The following is an 18,187-nucleotide window of genomic DNA, read 5'->3' on the forward strand; positions in this document are numbered from 1 at the left end:
GTATGGATTCCCGCGTGCGCGGGAATGACGGAGTTAGCGGCGTCGCTTTACTCTAGGAGACAATCATGCAATTAACGCGAATCGCAGCCGCCGCGCTGCTGCTGGCCGCAGGCGGCCACGCCCTCGCGGGCACCGTCCAGAAAACCGCCACCGGCATCGACGTGCGCCCGGACACCGGTCCGGCGAAGCTCGTGCGCCTCGAGCTGATGGCCGATAACATCGTCCACGTCGTCAAGCTGGACCAGGAAGGCAAGCAGCTCACGCCGTCGCTGATGACGGTCGCCAAACCGTGCGACAGCTGCGCGTTCACCGTCGCCGACGGCAAGGATGCCGTGACGCTGAAGGCACAGAAGATCTCGGCGCAGGTGTCGCTGAAGGATGGCCAGGTGCGTTTCTTCGACGCGGCCGGCAAGGCGTTCCTGACGCAGGCGGCGGAAACCATCACGCCGATCCAGGTCGGCGGCAAGCCCTACCTCGCGATCAAGGAAGGCTTCAACTACGGCACGAAGGATGCGTTCTACGGCCTGGGCCAGCACCAGAATGCGCAGATGAACTACAACGGCGAGGACGTCCTGCTGCAGCAGCACAACATGATCGCGTCGGTGCCGTTCGTCGTCTCGGACAAGAACTACGGCCTGCTGTGGGACCAGAACTCGATCACGCGCTTCGGCGATTCGAAGCCGTATGCCTGGCTGTCGCGCGACCTGAAGCTGACGGACGAGCAGGGCAAGCCGGGCGGCCTGACGGCGCGCTACTACATCGACGGCAAGCTTGCGCTGACCCGGCAAGAGAAGGACATCGCCTACCAGTTCCTGAAGGATGTCGAGGAGTTCTGGCCGAAGGAACTCCCGTCGATGAAGGCGCTGGGCGGCAAGGACGTGAAAGTCGTGTGGGACGGCGCGATGGCCAGCCCGAAAGCGGGCGTGCACAAGATGCAGCTGTACGCGTCGGATTACGCGACGCTCACCGTCGACGGCAAGCAGGTCATGGACGTGTGGCGCCAGGGCTGGAATCCGTGGTACCACAACTTCGAGGTGAAGTTCGCGGCGAACAAACCCGTCAAGCTGCACCTGGAATGGAAGCCGTCGGGCGGCATGATCGCGATGACGCACAACGATCCGCTCCCCAAGCAGGAGCGCCATTCGCTGACGATGTCGTCGGAGATCGCCGAGGCCGTGAACTTCTATGTGATCAGCGGCGACAGCATGGACAACGTCATCGGCGGCTACCGCACGCTGACGGGCCAGCAGCCGATGATGCCGAAATGGGCGTACGGCTTCTGGCAGTCGCGCCAGCGCTACGAGACGCAGCAGCAGTTGCTGGACACGGTGTCCGAATACCGCAAGCGCGGCTGGCCGCTGGATAACATCGTGCAGGACTGGTTCTACTGGCCGGAAGACGGCTGGGGTTCGCACGACTTCGACAAGGTCCGCTTCCCGGATCCGAAGGGGATGGTCGACGCAGTGCACAAGCAGCACGCGCACATCATGATCTCCATCTGGGGCAAGTTCTACGCCAATACCGACAACTACAAGGAACTGGCGGCGAAGGGCCACATGTGGACGAAGAACGTCGAGGACGGCGCGCTGGACTGGGTCGGCAAGGGCTACAAGAACAGCCACTACGACCCGTACACGCAGGAAGCGCGCGACATCTACTATCGCCAGATGCAGGACAAACTGGTGGCCAAGGGCTTCGACGCCTGGTGGATGGACAACACCGAACCTGACGTGCTGTCGAATTCGCGCCTGGAAGACTTCAAGAAGCTGATCGGGCCGACCGTCTACGGTCCGGGCGAGATCACGTTCAACCCGTACAGCCTCGTGCACTCGGGCGGCATGATCGAAGGCCTGCGCCGCGACCAGCCGGACAAGCGCCAGTTCATCTTGTCGCGTTCGGGCTTCGCCGGCATCCAGCGCAACTCGGTCGCCGTGTGGAGCGGCGACACGGCGGGCCGCTGGAACAACCTGTACGACCAGATCGCATCGGGCGTGAACTTCTCGATGTCCGGCATCCCGAACTGGACACACGACATCGGCGGCTATGCGCAGGAAAACAGATTCCAGTACGGCGACGTGGGCTCCGCGCAGGAAAACCGCACCACCACGGGCGGCCAGGCCAAGCCGGAAGACATGAAGGAATGGCGCGAGCTGAACCTGCGCTGGTTCCAGTTCGGCGCGTTCTCGCCGCTGTTCCGCTCGCACGGCGAAGTCGTGAAGCGCGAGATCTACAACATCGCGGCCGGCGACGACGCGATGCGCGATTCGATGGTGGGCTACCTGAAGCTGCGCTACCGCCTGATGCCGTACATTTACTCGCTGGCGGCCGACACGCACTACGCCAACGGCACGATGATGCGCGGCCTCGTGATGGACTTCCCGCAGGACGACAAGGTCAAGGACATCAAGGACCAGTACCTGTTCGGCCACGCGCTGATGGTGGCGCCGGTGACGTCGTACGGCGCGCGCGAGCGCACCGTCTACTTCCCGGCGGGCGCTGACTGGTACGACTTCGACACCGGCAAGCGCTACGCGGGCGGCACCAGCGCGAAGGTGGATGCACCGCTGAACCGAATCCCCGTGTTCGTGCGCACGGGCGCCGTGATCCCGACCGGTCCGGTCACGCAGTATGTCGACGAGAAGCCGGACGCGCCGATCGTGCTGCAGGTGTATGCCGGCGCCAACGGCCAGGCGAGCCTGTACGAGGACGACGGCGTCACCAATGCGTACGAGCGCGGTGAGTTCAGCCGCATCCCGTTCAGCTACGACGACAAGACCGGGACGGTCACGATCGGCGCCCGCAGCGGCCAGTACAAGGGCATGCCGCAGACGCGCCAGATCAAGGTGCGCGTGCTGCGTGCCGGCGTCGCGACGAGCGCGGACATGGACGCGGCCGACAAGACCGTGACGTATGACGGCAAGCCGGTCACCGTGAAGCTGTGAAGCGGGGAGTTCCGTTTGCGCTGATGCTCGCGCTGGCCGGTCCGAGCGGCGCGGCGGTGCCGCGCCCGGCATCCCCGCGCGCGACGCCGGTCGATGCGCAGGCGGATGCGCGCACGCGTGCGGAATACACGTGGCTCGTGCAGACCTGGGGCCGGCAGACCATCGCCGGCCAGCAGGACCTGACGTGGAACGACAGCGTCGACATGGCCCGGCGGGTATTCGCCGATACCGGCAAGTATCCCGCGCTGATGGGCTTCGACTTCATGAACACGTGGCAGAAGGGCGATGGGTCGCACCAGGTCGATGAAGCGATCGCCTGGGCGCGGCGCGGCGGCCTCGTGACGTTCTGCTGGCACTGGCGCGATCCGTCCGCGCCGGCAGGCACGCAGGGCAACTTCTATGCGCGCGAGCCGGATGCGCGCAAGAACACGGCGTTCACGATCCCCGTGCGTGACGGCCGCCTGGACGTGTCCAGCCAGGCCGGCCGGCAGATCGATGCCGACATCGACCGCGTGGCCGTGGAACTCGGCAGGCTGCAGGCGGCCGGCGTGACGGTGCTGTGGCGGCCGTTGCACGAAGCGTCGGGCAGCAACGGCGACGGCTGGTTCTGGTGGGGGCGCAAGCGAGCGGACGGCGTGTCGAACGCCGAGGCCTACAAACTGCTGTACCGCCACATATTCGACCGGCTCGTGCGCGAACATGGCCTGCACAACCTGATCTGGGTATGGAATGGCCAGGACGCGGGCTGGTATCCGGGCGACGACGTCGTCGACATCGCCGGTTACGACGTGTACGATGAGCGCGACCGCAAGACGTACGGTTCGCAGATCGACACCTACCGCCGCATGGCCGCCATCGGCTCCGTGACGAAACCCGTGGCCATGACCGAGAACAGCTACATTCCCGATCCCGACAACATGCGGCGCGACGGCGCGCGCTGGCTGTGGTTCCTGACGTGGAACGACGGCCGCGCGCCCGCCGGCACGTCCGACAAGGACAATTTCTGGACCGGCGATTATTACAACAACGCGGCGCACAAGACGACGGTGTATCACCACCCCGACGTGATCACCCTCGACGAGCTGCCCGCATTCCTGAAAGCTCCCCAATGAAACGACTGACCAAGACTTTCGTGCTGGCCGCGCTGCTGCATGCCGGCCTCGCCTGCGCGGCCGTGGCCGTGGCGCCCAGCGACAAGCACCTCCTGTACACGGGCCGCATCGACTTCGCCCAGCCGGACGCTCCCGTCGTCACGTGGCCGAATACGGCCATCGCCGGCAACTTCACGGGCACCTCGCTGTCCGTCACGCTGGACGACGAGAAGGGCAAGAACTACTTCAACGTCTTCATCGACGGCGACACGGCGAGCCCGCTGATCATCGAAGCGGCCCAGGGTTCGAAGAAGTACGACGTGATCGCGGGTCTCCCTCCGGGCAAGCACAGCTTCCTGATCACCAAGCGCACGGAAGGCGAGGAGGGCGCGACCGTGTTCCGCGGCCTCGAACTGGCGGACGGCGGCCAGATGCTGGCGCCGCCCGCGCGCCCCAAGCGCCGCATCGAATTCTTCGGCGATTCCATCACGAGCGGCATGGGCGACGAAGCGCCGATGAACGGCCGCGACGACGTTGTCCGCGACAAGAACAGCTACCTGTCGTACGCGGGCATCACGGCGCGCGCACTGAACGCGGAACTGCACCAGACGTCGCAGAGCGGCATCGGCGTGATGATCAGCTGGTTCCCGTTCACGATGCCGGACTTCTACGACCAGCTGAGCGCCGTCGGCAACAACGACACGCGCTGGGATTTCGCGCGCTGGACGCCGGACGTCGTCGTCGTCAACCTGCTGCAGAACGACCGCTGGCTGATCGGCGACCGGCACCAGCTGCAGCCGGAACCGGACGACGCAGGCCGCATCGCCGCGTACGAAACGTTCGTCAAGCGCATCCGCCAGCTGTACCCGAAGGCCTACATCGTGTGCGCGCTGGGCAGCATGGATGCGACGAAGCCGGGGTCGCAGTGGCCGGGCTATATCAACTCGGCGGTGGAAGACATGCGCAAGGGCGGCGACCAGCGCATCGATACCGTGTTCTTTCCGTTCACCGGCTACGGACAGCATCCGCGCCTGAAGCACCAGCGCGACAATGCCGAGATCCTGACGGCGTTCATCAAGAAGAAGATGAACTGGTGAAACCGTCGTTCCCGGCATTGCCGGAAACGACTTCCCGCGAAGGCGGGAACCCAGGTTCTGCTTGCGTCACGTCGGCACCAGAAAACTTGGGCCCCCGCCTGCGCGGGGGCGACGTTAGTGGAGCCGCGACTGGTTAAACCGTCGTTCCCGGCATTGCCGGAAACGACTTCCCGCGAAGGCGGGAACCGAAGTTCTGCTTGCGTCACGTCAGCACAAGAAAAATTGGGCCCCCGCCTGCGCGGAGGCGACGTTAGTGGAGCCGCGGAGTGTCCCACTTGATCCAAGGCTTCAGGCCACGTTCGAACGTCCCATCCGTCGTCAGCACCCGCGTATCGACGTTCGGTTCACCCAGCAGGAACCGCCGCGCATACGCAATCACCTCGCCATACTGCGACACCGGCAGCTGGCAATGCGGATGTCCACCCACCTGCGCGATCCCCATCGCATCTGCGTGACCCAGCGCCGTCCAGATCTCGCGCGCGGCCAGCGCCGTGCGCCACGCGCTTTCGTTGCCCAGCCACTCCATCGACGTGTTCTCGACAACGAGCAGCGCGCGTGGTGCGATCAGCCCCATCACCTCGTGCTGGTCGAACGGCAAGCGCGCGGCGGCCTCGCCGAACTGCTTGAAGCTGTCCGTGAACCACACGTTTTCGGTGACGATCTGGCGCAGCGTCTGGACGTTCTGGCCCGCCGCCCGCTGCGAATCGGAGATGCGCCAGCCCGCCGCGCCGCCGCTGCCGGATTCCTGGGCGAGCGTCAGCTTGATGCGATCGTCGAATGCACCGGCCACGATCGCGCCCTTGCCGTTGCGCGAGCAGCCGGTGATGCCGAGGCGGTCCGCGTCGATGCGCGCGTCCGGCGTTTGGGCCAGCGCGTCGATCAGGCGGCTCACTCCCCACGACCACGCCGCCATCGCGCCGGCGGTGTGGTCGCTGCCGTACAAATCGTAGAACCCGCCCTTGCCGCGCGAGCCGCCATTCTTCTGTTCGGCCACGAGGTTATTCGGGAAGGTGATGAGCGCGACGCCCATGCGCCGCAGCTCGTCGTTGTTCAGGGAAACGGCGCCCATGCCGATGATGGCCGGGTAGGGCGCCTTGCCGCCTTCCGGCAGCTGGATTTTCGCGGGGAACGTGAACGTACGGCCTTCATGGGGCACCGTCACGACGAGATTCGCGCCGTCCATGCGCGCCTGCACGGGCGCGGATCCCGGCTTGGTGCCCAGTTCGTAGTGTTGCACCTGGGCCGCGAGTTCGGTGCGGCGCCGCTGCCAGTCGGCCTGGCTGCGCACCGGTTGGCTATCCGCGAACCTGAACGGGTCCGGCAGCAGCGGTTCCGGCTTCAGGTCCGCCACGCCGGGCAATGCCGGTGCGACGTGCTGGCAGCCGGCGAGCAGCGCCGCCACGCAGGCGGCGGCAAGGAGGCGCATGCCCACGTCAGCGCTGGAGCGCTTGCAGCGCGGCGGCCACGTACACCAGCGGCGCGTTCCAGTTGATCGCGATCTCGTTGCTGGCGTAGCTGCAGCCATGGTCCAGGTACGACAGGGCCGGCTGCTTCGATGCGTACGACACGCCCTTGCAATCCTTGGCGTCCTGCTGGCCCGGATTCGGACCGCCCGCCAGCCAGCCGGGGACCGGCGCGGCGATGCCGTCCGCTTCCGACGGGCGGTGGTGAGGATGCAGGGTCGAACGGGTGCCGAAGCCCGTCACATAGCTGATGCCGAGCGGATTGCGGCCCAGCGTGTAGTCGAGCGCCGACTGCGCCGCGTTCAGGTAGTCGGCCTTGTTCGTGAGGCGGTAGGCCTGCACCAGCATCATGGCCTGGTTCAGCAGCACGGCATTGCTGCCCCAGACGAAGTCGGACTTCGCCAGCGACAGCCGCGCGGGCGACGCCTGCCAGCGTGCCAGCAAGGTGTCGGCCGCCGCGAGGATCTGCTTGCGGGCGACGTCCCCGTCCGCCGGGTTTTTCAGGCGCGCTCCCTGCTGCGCGAGCGAGATCCAGCCGAGCGGGCGCACGTCAGACCAGCCGGGTTCCGTCTGCACGCCCGCCGCCTGGGCAAGGGCGCGGCTGCGGTACTCGTCCTTGCCGGTCGCGATATACAGCTCGGCCGCGGCCCACGAGAATTCGTCGTCGACCTTTTCGTCGCCGTAGGTGCCCGTCTGGATGTCGGCCGGCTGGCGGTACAGCACGGCCGGATGGTCGACCGCCCAGCGCCACGCGCGCTCCGCCGCGGCCAGGTAACGCTGCGACCGGCCCGGCGCCCTGGCGTCGAACGGCGCCAGCACGCGGCTCGCCGTCGCCATCACGGCCGCGAAGTCGAGGGCCGCGGCCGTGGTCTTCTGCACGACGTAGCGCGGCGCCGTCGCGCGGTCCGGCATCACCATGCCGTCGAAGCTCTTGTTCGTCAGCTTGTGGTAGACGCCGCCGTCGTCCGGATCCTGCATGGTGATCATCCAGTCGAGGTTCCACTGCACCTCGTTCAGCAGATCGGGCACGCCGTTGCCGGACTCCGGCACGTTGACCGCGAGCTTGTCGAACCAGGCCGGGAAGTGTTCGTACGCGGCCAGCAGCGTGTACGTGCTGATGCCGGAGTTGACGATGTACTTGTTGTAGTCGCCCGCGTCGTACCAGCCTTTCGGGCTCGAGATCACGGTGCCGGCCGGCCGCCTGGCGGAGGCGGCCGATTCGTGCACGAGCACCTTGTCGTCCGGATGGCCCAGCGGCCGCGCGTACGGACCCGCGACGCGCGCGTCCAGCGCGATGCTTGCGCGGTTCAGGGTGTAGGCGCGGATGGCGCCGGCGTCCAGCGCGCGATACGGTTCGGCGCCGATCGCGAAGACGGGCGAATCCGGCTGACCCGCCACCGTCACCCGGTAGCTGCCGGCCGTGCGCAGGCCGGAGAAATCGGCGATGCGCACGCGCTCGCCCGATGCGTCCCACGTCGCCGCCGGGCCCAGCGTGCCTTCGAACACGGTCTTGCCGCTGCCGGCATCGACGACCTTGAAGCGCTCGTTCGCGCCGGCCGGCACGACGGCCAGTTTTTGCGCGGCCGGCATGAAGCCGAGCTGGTTCACTTCGATACCGGCGGCCGCGTGTGCGGCGCCCGTTGCGAGCAGGGCGGCGCAGGCGAGGGCGGTGGGAAGGCGCGGGCGCGACGAATACATGCAGTCTCCTTGGATCTTATGAAATTGAAATCGATTTCATCCTACCCCGGCCGCGAAAGTAAAGTCAATCATCCAATTGCGCGGAACGCCCGTCAATACGGGCGCCGTTCATTTCGGGGCGGTGCGCGGACGGCGCGCGGCGAGCCAGTCGACGACGATGCCCGCGAGTCCGATGCGCTGGTCCGCGAACGCATGGTCGCTGGGTAGCGTGACGGCCCGCACCTGCGCGCCGCGCTGCGCCTCGAGCGCCGCCGCCAGCGGCAACACCTGGGCCGCGTTGCCGTGTTCCGCGCCGACGATCAGCACGGGTTTGCCCGCCAGTGCGGGCGCCGTGCCGAGCAGGTCCCAGTCGCGCGCATGGCGCTCCGCTTCCGCCATCAGCATGGCGGCGTCCGTGCCGGCGAGGCTGTTGCCGAAGTCGTCGCCCAGGTCCGCGATGGCGTCCTGGCGCGTTTCCGGATGCGCGGCCACGTCCTTGCCGGTGGCGCCGATGTTCCAGGGGTCGAGCAGCACGACGCCGGCGACGTCGTCGTGCGTGGCGGCGTAGCGCGCGGCGAAGAAGCCGCCCATGCTGTGGCCCGCGACGACGATACGGTGCAGGTCGACGCCGTATTGCGCGACGGTGTCCGGCCGGCGCAGGTACGCCATCGCGGCCTCGACGTCCTCGCCCGCGCCGGCGAGGGAAAAACGGCCGGGCGAGCCCCAGCTGCCGCGGTAGTGCAGGGTCAGCACGTTCCAGCCCGCGCGCCGCACGGCCTGGGCGAGGTCGAGATTCTGTTCGTTGCCGGGCAGGCCGTGCAGCAGCACCATCGTCGGCTTCGGCCCGGCGCCCGCGGCCAGCATGAACAGGGCGTTCATGCCGTCGCCGTGCGACAGGATCAGCACCTGGCGGTTGCGTGCGGGATGCGCGGCGTCGCGCGGCGGGTCGGCGACGACGGCGCGCGGCGCGGCGAAGACGGGCGCGGCCAACACGGCGGCGAGGAGGGCGGCGGCGAGGCGTGTCTGCATGCGTTTTTTTTCCGTTGAATGGACGTCGATCCTTGCGATCATATAGCGTTCTCCATGCCGTTGCCTGCCCGGGGCTATCCGGGCAATAATGCATTGATCGAACCAATTATGGAGACAACCTTGAAACAATCCATCCTCCTGTGCGCACTGGCACTCGCCTGCGGCAGCGCGCTCGCCGAATCGGGCAGCCGCTTCGACGTCGCCATCACGGTCGACGACCTGCCTTCGCACGGTTCCAAGCCGGCCGACATCACGCGCGCCGAGATCGCGCGCTCGCACATCGCGACGTTCAGGGCGCACGGCGTGCCCGAGGCGTGGGGCTTCGTCAATGCCGTGGCCCTCGGCAAGGAGGCGGACAGCGACGCCGCGCTGGACGTGTGGCGCAAGGCCGGCTACCCGCTCGGCAACCACGGCTACACGCACATGGGCCTGTCGCAGGCGGCCTCGCTGGACGCCTGGGAAGACGACGTGCGCAAGAACGAACCCGTGCTGGGAAAATACATGGCCGGCAAGGACTGGCACGTGCTGCGCTACCCGTTCCTCGATGCGGGCGGCAAGGGCGCGCGCCACGACGATGCGCTGGCGTGGCTGAAGGCGGGCGGCTACCGCGTCGCGGACGTGACCCTCGGTTTCGACGACTGGGCGTACACGGAGACGTACGCGCGCTGCGTGGCGAAAGGCGACCAGGCCGCGATCGACGGCATGAAGGCGAGCTATTACCGCCGCATCGACCAGCAACTGGCGCGCACGAAGGCCATGTCGCAGCGCGTGTACGGCCGCATGATTCCGCAGGTGCTGCTGACGCACATGGGCGCCTGGAGCGCGGCCACCCTGCCGGAAGTGATGAAGCGCCTGGACGCGGCGGGCGCGCATTACGTGACGCTGGACCAGGCGCAGTCCGACGCGGCTTACCGCATCCCGAGTCCGGGCGCCGGCAACGGCGCGATGATCGAGCGGCGCGCGCAGGATGCGGGTATCGACCTGGCGGGGCTGCCGGCCGTCGAGCCGGTCGGCAACCTCGACGCGCTGTGCCGCTGAAGGGGTAGCAAGGCGGTATCGCGGCCGCCATTCGTGCGCGGGAACGGCCGAAAAAAAGGTATATCTGCAATGTAGACATTTTAGCATCCAGATTCGACCTTTTTTTCGGGGAGGCACATGACATTCGAGCCGGTTGCGCAAGCGAGCGGCATGCAGGATGCGCTGCGTGCCGCCGGCGTCCAGGCGGCCCACATCGGCGCGCTGTGGAACGGCACGCTGGCCCTCTGCACGTTCGTGTTCGTGGCCATCGTGGTCGCGACCATCATCGCCGTCTGGTGCGCGCCACGCGCGGACGCGGCCACGCGGCCCGACACGTCGTCGCTGGAAGGCCCCGAGCGGCGCATCTGGCACCGGATCGGCTGGGCGACCGGTGCGTGCATCGTGGGCCTGCTGGTGCTGCTGGCGGGCGACGTCTTCACGAGCCGCGCGCTGGCCCGGCTACCGCTGCGGGACGCCGTCGACATCGAACTCGTGGGCCACCAGTGGTGGTGGGAAGCGCGCTACCGCGACGCGGACGGCGCCCGCGAATTCACGACGGCGAACGAGCTGACGATTCCCGTGGGCCGTCCCGTCATCGTCACCTTGCGTGCCGATGACGTGATCCATACGCTGTGGATTCCGAACCTCGCGGGCAAGAAGGACATGATCCCGGGCCGCACCGCCACCCTGCACCTGCGTGCCGACCACGCGGGCACGTATCGCGGGCAGTGCGCCGAATTCTGCGGCCTCGAACATGCGCTGATGGCGCTGCTCGTGCACGCGGTGCCGCCCGCCAGCTACGATGCCTGGGCCGCGAACCAGCGCCAGAACGCGCGCGAACCGGGCGACGCCGCGGCCCGCCGCGGCCGCGCCGTATTCCTGAATGCGAATTGTGCTCGCTGCCACGCGATCGCGGGCACGCCGGCGCAAGGGAGCATCGCACCGGACCTGACGCACCTCGCGTCGCGCCGGACGATCGGCGCCGGGATGTTCCCCAACAACCGCGGCCACCTCGCGGGCTGGATCAGCGATCCCCAGGCGCTCAAGCCGGGCGTGAACATGCCTGCCAATGCCTTGCCCCCCGACGACCTGCAAGCCCTGCTGGCTTACCTGGAGACCCTCCGATGACCGTATCCGACCCACGCCTCGTTCCGCATGCCGACCCGGCCGCCGCCACGGCGCTGGAACGCACGTGGCGCGACCCGCCCGGGCTCTACGGCTGGTTCGCGGCCATCAACCACAAGACGATCAGCAAGCGCTTCATGGTCACGACCATGATCTTCTTCCTGCTGGGCGGCGTGCTCGCGCTGCTGGTCCGCCTGCAACTGGCGCAGCCGGACGCCGGCCTCCTGAAGCCGGAGATGTACAACCAGATATTCACGATGCACGGGTCGACGATGATGTTCCTGTTCGCCGTGCCCGTGATGCAGGCCGTCGCGGTCTACCTGGTCCCGCTGATGATCGGCGCGCGCAGCGTCGCGTTCCCGCGGCTGAACGCCTACGCCTACTGGATCTTCACCATGGGCGGCATCATGCTGTACGCCGCCTTCTTCGCCGGCGCCGGGCCGGATGCCGGCTGGTTCTCGTACGTGCCGCTGTCCAGCCTGCGCTACTCGCCCGGCAAGGGCGTGGACTTCTGGGCCCAGATGATCACGTACACGGAGCTGTCGGGCCTGATGGAGGCGATCGTCATCATCGCGACCATCCTCAAGCTGCGCGCACCCGGCATGAGCCTGAACCGCATGCCGCTGTACGTGTGGGCCATGCTGGTGACCTCGTTCATGGTGCTGTTCGCGCTGCCGGCCGTAATGCTGGCGAGTACCGCGCTCATCACGGACCGCCTCGTCGACACCCAGTTCTACAATCCGGAAAAGGGCGGCGATGCGCTCCTGTGGCAGCACCTGTTCTGGTTCTTCGGCCACCCGGAGGTGTACCTGATCTTCATTCCGCCGCTGGGGTTCATCTCCGCGATCGTGGCGACGTTCTCGCGCCGCCCGGTCGTCGGCTACCCGGCCATGGTGCTGGCCCTGGTGACGACCGCGTTCCTCGCGTTCGGCCTGTGGGTGCACCACATGTTCGCGACCAACCTGCCGGAACTGGGCAAGACGTTCTTCACGGCGGCCAGTCTCGTCATCGCCGTGCCCACGGCCGTGCAGATCTTCTGCTGGATCGCCACGCTGGGCAGCGGCCGGATCAACTTCAGGACGCCGCTGCTGTTCGTGCTGGCGTTCTTCTTCATCCTCGTGATGGGCGGGCTGACGGGGCTGATGCTGGCGTCCGTGTCGCTCGACACGCAACTGCACGACAGCTTCTTCGTCGTCGCGCACCTGCACTATGTGCTGATGGGCGGCGCCGTGTTCCCGCTGTTCGGCGCGTTCTATTACTGGTTCCCCAAGTTCACGGGGCGGCTGCTGGGCGAGCGCCTCGGCCGCTGGAACTTCTGGCTGTTCTTCATCGGCTTCAACGTCGCGTTCTTTCCGATGCACCTGCTCGGCCTGTGGGGCATGCCGCGCCGCGTGTACACGTATCCGGCCGAGATGGGGTGGGGCGACATGAACCTCGTGTCCAGCATCGGTGCGGCGATGATCGGCGTGAGCGTGCTGCTGTTCATCGTGAACGTCGTGCGCACGCTGCGGCATGGCGCGATGGCGGGCCCCGACCCGTGGGGCGCGGGCACGCTGGAATGGAGCGTCGCGTCGCCGCCGCCGATGGGCAATTTCGAAGTCATCCCGATGGTGCACGGCCGCTATCCCTTGTGGCAGCCGCAACCCGAGCCGACGCACGTCACCGGCATGTCGAACGACTGGCGCGAAGTCCTCGTCACCACGGTGACCGACGCCGAGCCCGACCACCGGCTGTGGATGCCGTCGTCGTCGATCTGGCCGTTCCTGTCGGCGGTGGCGACGACCATCCTGTTCGTCGGCTCCATCTATACGCCGTGGGCCGTCGTCTGGGCCGCCGCGCCGGTGGCGATCGGCGCGACGCTGTGGTTCTGGCCCAAGCGCGCCGTCGTCGAGCAGCGCGTGCATTCGGAGTCCGCACCATGAGCGCGCCCGTCGAGAACCGCAAGTCGGGCAAGGAAGCGGTGCAGCGGGGCGCGGCGCTCGACGTGTCCAACCTGCCGACGTTCGGATTCGGCGTGCGCAGCCCGATGTGGTGGGGCACGATGGGCCTCGTCGCCGTCGAGAGCACCGTGTTCGCGCTGACGATCATGGCCTACTTCTACCTGCGCAGCCATGCCACCGTGTGGCCGCTGAGCCGGTTCCCGCCCGACCTGCTGTGGGGGACCGTCAACACGGCGATCATGCTGGCGAGCCTGTGGCCGAACCAGAAGGCGAAGCGGGCGGCCGAGCGCCTCGACCTCGCGGGCGTGCGGCTGTGGATGACCGTGTGCATGGTGGTGTCGGTCGGCTTCCTCACCGTGCGTGTGTTCGAGTTCGGCGCGCTGAACACGCGCTGGGACACCGATGCCTACGGCTCCGTCGTGTGGATGCTGCTCGGCCTGCACACGACGCACCTCATCACCGACGCCTACGATTCGCTGGTGCTGACGGTGTTGATGTTCACCGGACCGCTGGAAGGCAAGCGCTTCGTGGACGTCAGCGAGAACGCTGGCTACTGGTATTTCGTCGTCCTCAGCTGGTTGCCGATCTACGCGGTCATCTACTGGGGCGCACGTTTTTAAGGAGGGACGATGGGAAACTGGCCGGCACTGCTGCTCGCGCCCACGCTGGCGCTCACGAACCTGTCCATCACGTATGCGCTCGTGACGCCCGCGTGCACGCGCCAGTCGATGGTGGCGCCGAACGTCGTCACGGCCATCGTGCTGGCCGTGTGCGTGTGGATGAGCCGGGCCGCGTGGCGCAACTGGAGAGAAGGGCGCAGCCTGGGACGGGAAGCCGCGCGCGACCACGTACCGGACCGGGCGCCGTTCATCGCGTTCGTGGCCGCGCTGGTCGGCGCGCTGTCCTGCCTCGCCGTGCTGGCGCAATGGTTTCCGCAATGGGTGCTGTCGCCATGCGCCGCCTGATCGCTTTGCCGGCGTTCGCACCGCTCGCGGCGCGCGCCCACGACGTCCAGGCCGAACTTGCGGCCGGCCCCGCGCTCGGCTGGGGCGCGGAATGGTGGGTCGTGACTTTGCTCGCGCTGTCGCTGCTGCTGTACGCGGCGGGCCTGAGACGTCTATGGCCCCGCGCGCACGGGGCACGCCGCCGGCTGGCGCGCCAGGCCGCGTGGTTCGGCGCGGGCTGGACGATGCTCGTGCTGGCGCTCGCGTCGCCGCTGGACGGCGCCGGCAGCTACGCGTTTTCCGCCCACATGGTGCAGCACGAAGTCCTGATGATCGTGGCGGGGCCGCTGCTCGTGCTGGGCCGTCCGCTCGCGCTGTGGCTATGGGCGTTCGGGCCCGAGGGACGGTTGCGCATCGCGGCCGCCACGCGCGGGCCCGCCGTGCGCGCCGCGTGGGGCGCGCTGACGGCGCCCGTGAATGCGTGGCTGCTGCACTTCGCGGCGCTGTGGATGTGGCACGTGCCGGCCTGCTTCCAGCTGGCGCTGGCCGACAACGGCATGCACGCGCTGCAGCACACGAGCTTCCTCGCCACGGCGCTGCTGTTCTGGTGGGCCGTGCTGGGGCGCGAGGGCGGGCATCACGGCCGCGGCGGGGCCATCGTTTACCTGTTCACGACGATGATGCACACGGGTGCGCTCGGCGCCCTGTTCACCATGTCGGAGACGATCTGGTATCCGCTGTACGGCAACCGCGCGCAGCTGTTCGGCCTGACGCCGCTGGAAGACCAGCAGCTGGGTGGCCTCATCATGTGGATCCCGGGCGGCCTGGCCTACCTGATCGCGGGCCTCGTGCTGTGCGCCCGCTGGCTGCGCCAGGGGCCGGCGCCGCGCGCACTGGAGGTCCAACCATGATGTGGCGACCGCTCACCATCCTGCTGTGCGTAAGCTTGCTGGCCGCGTGTTCGAAGACCCCGCCGAAGACGGAGCCCATCACGGGCGGCGATCCGCGCCACGGCCGCGAACTGCTGGCACGCTACGGTTGCGCGAGCTGCCACAAGATCAAGGGCATCGCCCACGCGGACAGCCAGGTCGGCCCGCCCCTCGACGAGATCCGTTCGCGCGGTTATATTGCGGGCGTATTGCCGCACAGTGCGGACAACCTGATGAAGTGGATCCGCCATCCGCGCGAGATCGTGCCGAATACGGCCATGCCGGACCTGGGCGTGACCGAGGCCGAAGCGCGCGACATGGCGGCTTATCTGTACAGCCAATAGGCGTTATATGTTCGAACAAACGGAACAACAGGTCCGCGCCTGGGTGGAGTGGCTGCGCCTGCTGGTGGAAGCGCTGGGTGCGTGCGTGATCGCGGCCGGTGTCGTGATCGTCATCGTGGGGCTCGTGCGCTACGCGTTGGCCCGGGGCGGCAGCTTCATCCCGATCCGGCTGGCGTTCGCGCGCTACCTCACGCTCGCATTGGAACTGCAGCTGGCAGCCGATGTCCTGTCGACGTCCGTCGCGCCGACGTGGGACCGCATCGGCAAGCTCGCCGCGATCGCCGTGATCCGGACGGCGCTGAACTACTTCCTCAATCGCGAGATGAAGGAGGAAGCGGCCAGCGCGGAGAAGCCGCCGGCCTGACGCTTACGCGCCCAGCGTGAGCACCATCGCCTGTTCGAACGTCGTCCTGCCGGGCATCGGCACGGGTGCGCCCACGTCGACGAATCCCATGCGGCGATAGAGCCGCGCCGCCGCGCCGTCGCCCGCCGTCACGTCGAGCCGGACCTCCGCCGCCTTGCGCGCGCGGGCCCACGTGATCGCGGCGTCCAGCAGCGCGGCACCCACGCCGCGTCCGCGCGCCTCGGGCGCTACCCACACCTGGTAGATGCTGGCGTGCGCGCCTTCCATCTTGACCCATGCGAGGCCGGCCGGCGTCCCGTCCACTTCCACCGCGAACGGCCACCCCTGCAGGTGCGACCCGAGCGCGGGGGCGGCCAGGCGCGCGGCCCAGATGTCGTCCGTGCGTTGCGATTCCTCGGCAAACGTGCTGCCGAACGCCTGGGGCGAATCGGCCAGCGCGCGCAGGCGCAGGTCGCGGTAGATGGGCCAGTCGTCGGGGTGCAGGGTGCGGATGGCGGGCATGTCGGGGTCCGAAAAGAAACGAGGAAGACGATCATAATCGAAAATCGCATGCGCCAATGTTTGCGTGGCGACGCGGGATCGGTTAGCATCCGCGGGATGACTTTCCTGAACGTTCCCTACGCAGAAAAAGACGAGGCCCGCGCCCTCGGCGCCCGCTGGAATCCCGGCCGCAAGCGCTGGTACGTGCCCACGGGCGTCGCTCTTGAACCCTTCCAGAAATGGGTGAAGGAGGGCGCGCCGTCCGGCCGTGTCGACTCGGCCGCGGCCAAGCGCATGGTCGGCGCCAACTACATCGAACTGGACCACGCCTGCAATCCGTTCGCGCCGTGCGCCGAGTGCACGAAAGCGCTCGCGGGCACGCCGTGGGAACAGGCGCGCGCGGCACTCCTCAAGCGCTAAGGCCGCGCCAGCACGCCCAGCACGGCCAGGCTCATGGCCTGGGCGGCCGTCTTGATCGACGGCTCCGGCACGGGCGCGTAGAACGGCGAGTGGTTGAACGCGAGCGGCTTGCCGCCCGCCCGCTGCGCCTCGGCCACGGCCTCCGGCGCGTACACGCCCGTGAAGAAGAACATCGACGGGATCCCCTCGTTCGCGTATGCGGAAAAATCCTCGCTGGCCGTCATCGCGGGCATCCGTACGGCGTTCTTCGCGCCGAACGCGTCCTGGAAAATGGCTTCCGTGCGGGCCACGAGCGCCGCGTCGTTGACGATGGCGGCCCCGCCCGGAATCAGTTTTACGTCAGGTGCCGGCGCGTCGGCCATCGCGGCCGAGGCGTTCGCCACGCGGCGCACGCCGTCCAGCAGTCTTGAGCGCACGTCCGGGCTGTAGGAGCGGATCGTGCCGCGCACCTGCACCGTGTCCGGGATGATGTTCCCCACGGTGCCGCCCCGGATCGCGCCGATCGTCACGACGCCGAATGCCTTCGGATCCTTCTCGCGGCTGACGACCGTCTGCACGTCGACGATGAAGCGCGCGGCGATGGCGATCGGGTCGATCGCCTTGTCCGGCGCCGAGCCGTGGCCGCCGCGGCCCTTGAACTCGATCTCCAGCGCGTCCGAATTGGACGACACCGGCCCCGCCTCGAAGCCCACCGTGCCGTACGCGAGCGGCCAGGAGTGCAGGGCGAACGCGACATCCGGTTTCGGGAAGCGCTTGAACAGGCCGTCGTCCAGCATCGCGCGGGCGCCGGACACGGTTTCCTCCGCCGGCTGGGCGATGAACATCAGCGTGCCTTTCCACTGCCGTTTCAATTCCACGAGCGTGCGCGCGGCGCCGAGCCATGCGGCCATGTGGACGTCGTGGCCGCAACTGTGCGTCGTGAACGTGGCGCCGTCCTGCGTGCGGTCGCGGCTCGCGTAGGGCAGGCCTGTCTTCTCTTCCATCGGCAGGCCGTCCAGCTCCGTGCGCACGAGGACCGTGGGCCCGGCGCCGTTGCGCAGGATCGCGACGAGACCCGTGCGGCCGACCTTTTCCGTCACCTCGAAGCCCAGCTTGCGCATCTCGGCCGCCAGCCTGCCGGCCGTGCGCACTTCCTGGAACGCGATCTCCGGGTGTGCATGCAAATCCTTGTAGACGCCGTCCAGCCACGGATACATGCCGTCGACCTTGCCGGCGACCTCGGTTTTCAACGGTGCGGAGAATGCGGTGCCGGCCAGCGCCAGCAGGAAAAGGGAGACGGCGGTTCGTTTCAAGACGGGCCTCATCATACGGTAACGAAAGGGCAA

At 67.9% G+C, this 18,187-nt stretch carries 17 protein-coding genes; 12 read left to right on the forward strand and 5 right to left on the reverse strand.

Annotated elements, in window-relative coordinates; all coding sequences use genetic code 11:
• Window positions 1–65 precede the first annotated feature (65 nt).
• From ACEN9H_RS13500 to ACEN9H_RS13510, 3 genes are read left to right on the forward strand one after another with little or no spacing between them, the layout of a single operon-like run.
• Window positions 66–2,942 (forward strand): TIM-barrel domain-containing protein, encoded by a 2,877-nt coding sequence (locus tag ACEN9H_RS13500; RefSeq protein WP_413675171.1) that lies wholly within the window; start codon window positions 66–68, stop codon window positions 2,940–2,942.
• Window positions 2,943–2,965: 23 nt separating this feature from the next.
• Window positions 2,966–4,054 (forward strand): glycosyl hydrolase, encoded by a 1,089-nt coding sequence (locus ACEN9H_RS13505; RefSeq protein ID WP_413675172.1) that lies wholly within the window; start codon window positions 2,966–2,968, stop codon window positions 4,052–4,054.
• Window positions 4,051–5,130: an SGNH/GDSL hydrolase family protein gene (locus ACEN9H_RS13510; RefSeq protein WP_413675173.1), complete on the forward strand. Its 1,080-nt coding sequence runs from the start codon at window positions 4,051–4,053 to the stop codon at window positions 5,128–5,130. The genes ACEN9H_RS13505 and ACEN9H_RS13510 overlap by 4 nt, the downstream gene beginning before the upstream one ends.
• Before the next feature lie 250 nt (window positions 5,131–5,380).
• Here ACEN9H_RS13510 and ACEN9H_RS13515 read toward each other — a convergent pair whose 3' ends face one another.
• From ACEN9H_RS13515 to ACEN9H_RS13525, 3 genes are all read right to left on the reverse strand, one after another.
• Complete coding sequence (locus ACEN9H_RS13515; RefSeq protein WP_413675174.1) at window positions 5,381–6,556, reverse strand: hypothetical protein; 1,176 nt, start codon at window positions 6,554–6,556, stop codon at window positions 5,381–5,383.
• Between the two features lie 7 nt (window positions 6,557–6,563).
• On the reverse strand, window positions 6,564–8,291 hold the full coding sequence (locus ACEN9H_RS13520; RefSeq protein WP_413675175.1) for a glycoside hydrolase family 9 protein: 1,728 nt from the start codon (window positions 8,289–8,291) through the stop codon (window positions 6,564–6,566).
• A 108-nt stretch (window positions 8,292–8,399) separates the two neighbouring features.
• Window positions 8,400–9,299 carry an alpha/beta hydrolase family protein gene (locus tag ACEN9H_RS13525; protein ID WP_413675176.1) on the reverse strand — a complete coding sequence of 300 codons (900 nt, stop codon included), beginning with the start codon at window positions 9,297–9,299 and terminating at the stop codon, window positions 8,400–8,402.
• Window positions 9,300–9,419: 120 nt separating this feature from the next.
• Here ACEN9H_RS13525 and ACEN9H_RS13530 point away from each other — a divergent pair, with 120 nt between their 5' ends.
• The 8 genes from ACEN9H_RS13530 (at window position 9,420) to ACEN9H_RS13565 (ending at window position 15,962) form a co-directional block, all read left to right on the forward strand.
• Complete coding sequence (locus ACEN9H_RS13530) at window positions 9,420–10,337, forward strand: polysaccharide deacetylase family protein (RefSeq protein ID WP_413675177.1); 918 nt, start codon at window positions 9,420–9,422, stop codon at window positions 10,335–10,337.
• 117 nt (window positions 10,338–10,454) lie between these two features.
• Entirely contained in the window at window positions 10,455–11,444 is a 990-nt protein-coding gene (locus ACEN9H_RS13535; RefSeq protein WP_413675178.1) for a c-type cytochrome, read from the forward strand.
• On the forward strand, window positions 11,441–13,363 hold the full coding sequence (gene ctaD, locus ACEN9H_RS13540; RefSeq protein ID WP_413675179.1) for a cytochrome c oxidase subunit I: 1,923 nt from the start codon (window positions 11,441–11,443) through the stop codon (window positions 13,361–13,363). The genes ACEN9H_RS13535 and ctaD overlap by 4 nt, the downstream gene beginning before the upstream one ends.
• Window positions 13,360–14,001 (forward strand): cytochrome c oxidase subunit 3, encoded by a 642-nt coding sequence (locus ACEN9H_RS13545; protein WP_413675180.1) that lies wholly within the window; start codon window positions 13,360–13,362, stop codon window positions 13,999–14,001. The genes ctaD and ACEN9H_RS13545 overlap by 4 nt, the downstream gene beginning before the upstream one ends.
• Window positions 14,002–14,010: 9 nt before the next feature.
• Window positions 14,011–14,346: a hypothetical protein gene (locus ACEN9H_RS13550; protein ID WP_413675181.1), complete on the forward strand. Its 336-nt coding sequence runs from the start codon at window positions 14,011–14,013 to the stop codon at window positions 14,344–14,346.
• The gene (locus ACEN9H_RS13555; RefSeq protein ID WP_413675182.1) at window positions 14,334–15,236 is read left to right on the forward strand and encodes a cytochrome c oxidase assembly protein; all 903 of its coding nucleotides are present in this window, start codon (window positions 14,334–14,336) and stop codon (window positions 15,234–15,236) included. The genes ACEN9H_RS13550 and ACEN9H_RS13555 overlap by 13 nt, the downstream gene beginning before the upstream one ends.
• Window positions 15,233–15,598: a c-type cytochrome gene (locus ACEN9H_RS13560; protein WP_413675183.1), complete on the forward strand. Its 366-nt coding sequence runs from the start codon at window positions 15,233–15,235 to the stop codon at window positions 15,596–15,598. Before ACEN9H_RS13555 ends, ACEN9H_RS13560 begins: the two co-directional genes overlap by 4 nt.
• A 7-nt stretch (window positions 15,599–15,605) precedes the next feature.
• Complete coding sequence (locus ACEN9H_RS13565; protein WP_056133366.1) at window positions 15,606–15,962, forward strand: DUF1622 domain-containing protein; 357 nt, start codon at window positions 15,606–15,608, stop codon at window positions 15,960–15,962.
• Window positions 15,963–15,965: 3 nt separating this feature from the next.
• On the opposite strand, the gene ACEN9H_RS13570 is transcribed toward ACEN9H_RS13565, so the two are convergent.
• Window positions 15,966–16,463, reverse strand: a complete 498-nt coding sequence (locus tag ACEN9H_RS13570) for a GNAT family N-acetyltransferase (RefSeq protein ID WP_160410468.1) — start codon at window positions 16,461–16,463, stop codon at window positions 15,966–15,968.
• A gap of 96 nt (window positions 16,464–16,559) precedes the next feature.
• Here ACEN9H_RS13570 and ACEN9H_RS13575 point away from each other — a divergent pair, with 96 nt between their 5' ends.
• Window positions 16,560–16,862: a DUF5710 domain-containing protein gene (locus tag ACEN9H_RS13575; protein WP_413675184.1), complete on the forward strand. Its 303-nt coding sequence runs from the start codon at window positions 16,560–16,562 to the stop codon at window positions 16,860–16,862.
• Here the strand turns inward: ACEN9H_RS13575 and ACEN9H_RS13580 are convergent.
• Window positions 16,859–18,166: an amidohydrolase gene (locus ACEN9H_RS13580; RefSeq protein ID WP_413675578.1), complete on the reverse strand. Its 1,308-nt coding sequence runs from the start codon at window positions 18,164–18,166 to the stop codon at window positions 16,859–16,861. The two genes, ACEN9H_RS13575 and ACEN9H_RS13580, sit on opposite strands and share 4 nt — an antisense overlap.
• Window positions 18,167–18,187 lie beyond the last annotated feature (21 nt).

It is taken from the genome of Massilia cellulosiltytica (assembly GCF_047325105.1).
Classification (GTDB): domain Bacteria; phylum Pseudomonadota; class Gammaproteobacteria; order Burkholderiales; family Burkholderiaceae_D; genus Telluria; species Telluria orientalis.

What these genes read in the sequence shown, in the direction of transcription:
- ACEN9H_RS13575 (WP_413675184.1), top strand. Translation starts at nt 16,560, where the DNA reads ATGACTTTCCTGAACGTTCCCTACGCAGAAAAAGACGAGGCCCGCGCC.
- ACEN9H_RS13515 (WP_413675174.1), bottom strand. Translation starts at nt 6,556, where the DNA reads ATGCGCCTCCTTGCCGCCGCCTGCGTGGCGGCGCTGCTCGCCGGCTGC.
- ACEN9H_RS13525 (WP_413675176.1), bottom strand. Translation starts at nt 9,299, where the DNA reads ATGCAGACACGCCTCGCCGCCGCCCTCCTCGCCGCCGTGTTGGCCGCG.
- ACEN9H_RS13520 (WP_413675175.1), bottom strand. Translation starts at nt 8,291, where the DNA reads ATGTATTCGTCGCGCCCGCGCCTTCCCACCGCCCTCGCCTGCGCCGCC.
- ACEN9H_RS13510 (WP_413675173.1), top strand. Translation starts at nt 4,051, where the DNA reads ATGAAACGACTGACCAAGACTTTCGTGCTGGCCGCGCTGCTGCATGCC.
- ACEN9H_RS13545 (WP_413675180.1), top strand. Translation starts at nt 13,360, where the DNA reads ATGAGCGCGCCCGTCGAGAACCGCAAGTCGGGCAAGGAAGCGGTGCAG.
- ACEN9H_RS13560 (WP_413675183.1), top strand. Translation starts at nt 15,233, where the DNA reads ATGATGTGGCGACCGCTCACCATCCTGCTGTGCGTAAGCTTGCTGGCC.
- ACEN9H_RS13555 (WP_413675182.1), top strand. Translation starts at nt 14,334, where the DNA reads ATGCGCCGCCTGATCGCTTTGCCGGCGTTCGCACCGCTCGCGGCGCGC.
- ACEN9H_RS13550 (WP_413675181.1), top strand. Translation starts at nt 14,011, where the DNA reads ATGGGAAACTGGCCGGCACTGCTGCTCGCGCCCACGCTGGCGCTCACG.
- ACEN9H_RS13535 (WP_413675178.1), top strand. Translation starts at nt 10,455, where the DNA reads ATGACATTCGAGCCGGTTGCGCAAGCGAGCGGCATGCAGGATGCGCTG.
- ACEN9H_RS13565 (WP_056133366.1), top strand. Translation starts at nt 15,606, where the DNA reads ATGTTCGAACAAACGGAACAACAGGTCCGCGCCTGGGTGGAGTGGCTG.
- ACEN9H_RS13500 (WP_413675171.1), top strand. Translation starts at nt 66, where the DNA reads ATGCAATTAACGCGAATCGCAGCCGCCGCGCTGCTGCTGGCCGCAGGC.
- ACEN9H_RS13505 (WP_413675172.1), top strand. Translation starts at nt 2,966, where the DNA reads ATGCTCGCGCTGGCCGGTCCGAGCGGCGCGGCGGTGCCGCGCCCGGCA.
- ACEN9H_RS13570 (WP_160410468.1), bottom strand. Translation starts at nt 16,463, where the DNA reads ATGCCCGCCATCCGCACCCTGCACCCCGACGACTGGCCCATCTACCGC.
- ACEN9H_RS13580 (WP_413675578.1), bottom strand. Translation starts at nt 18,166, where the DNA reads ATGAGGCCCGTCTTGAAACGAACCGCCGTCTCCCTTTTCCTGCTGGCG.
- ctaD (WP_413675179.1), top strand. Translation starts at nt 11,441, where the DNA reads ATGACCGTATCCGACCCACGCCTCGTTCCGCATGCCGACCCGGCCGCC.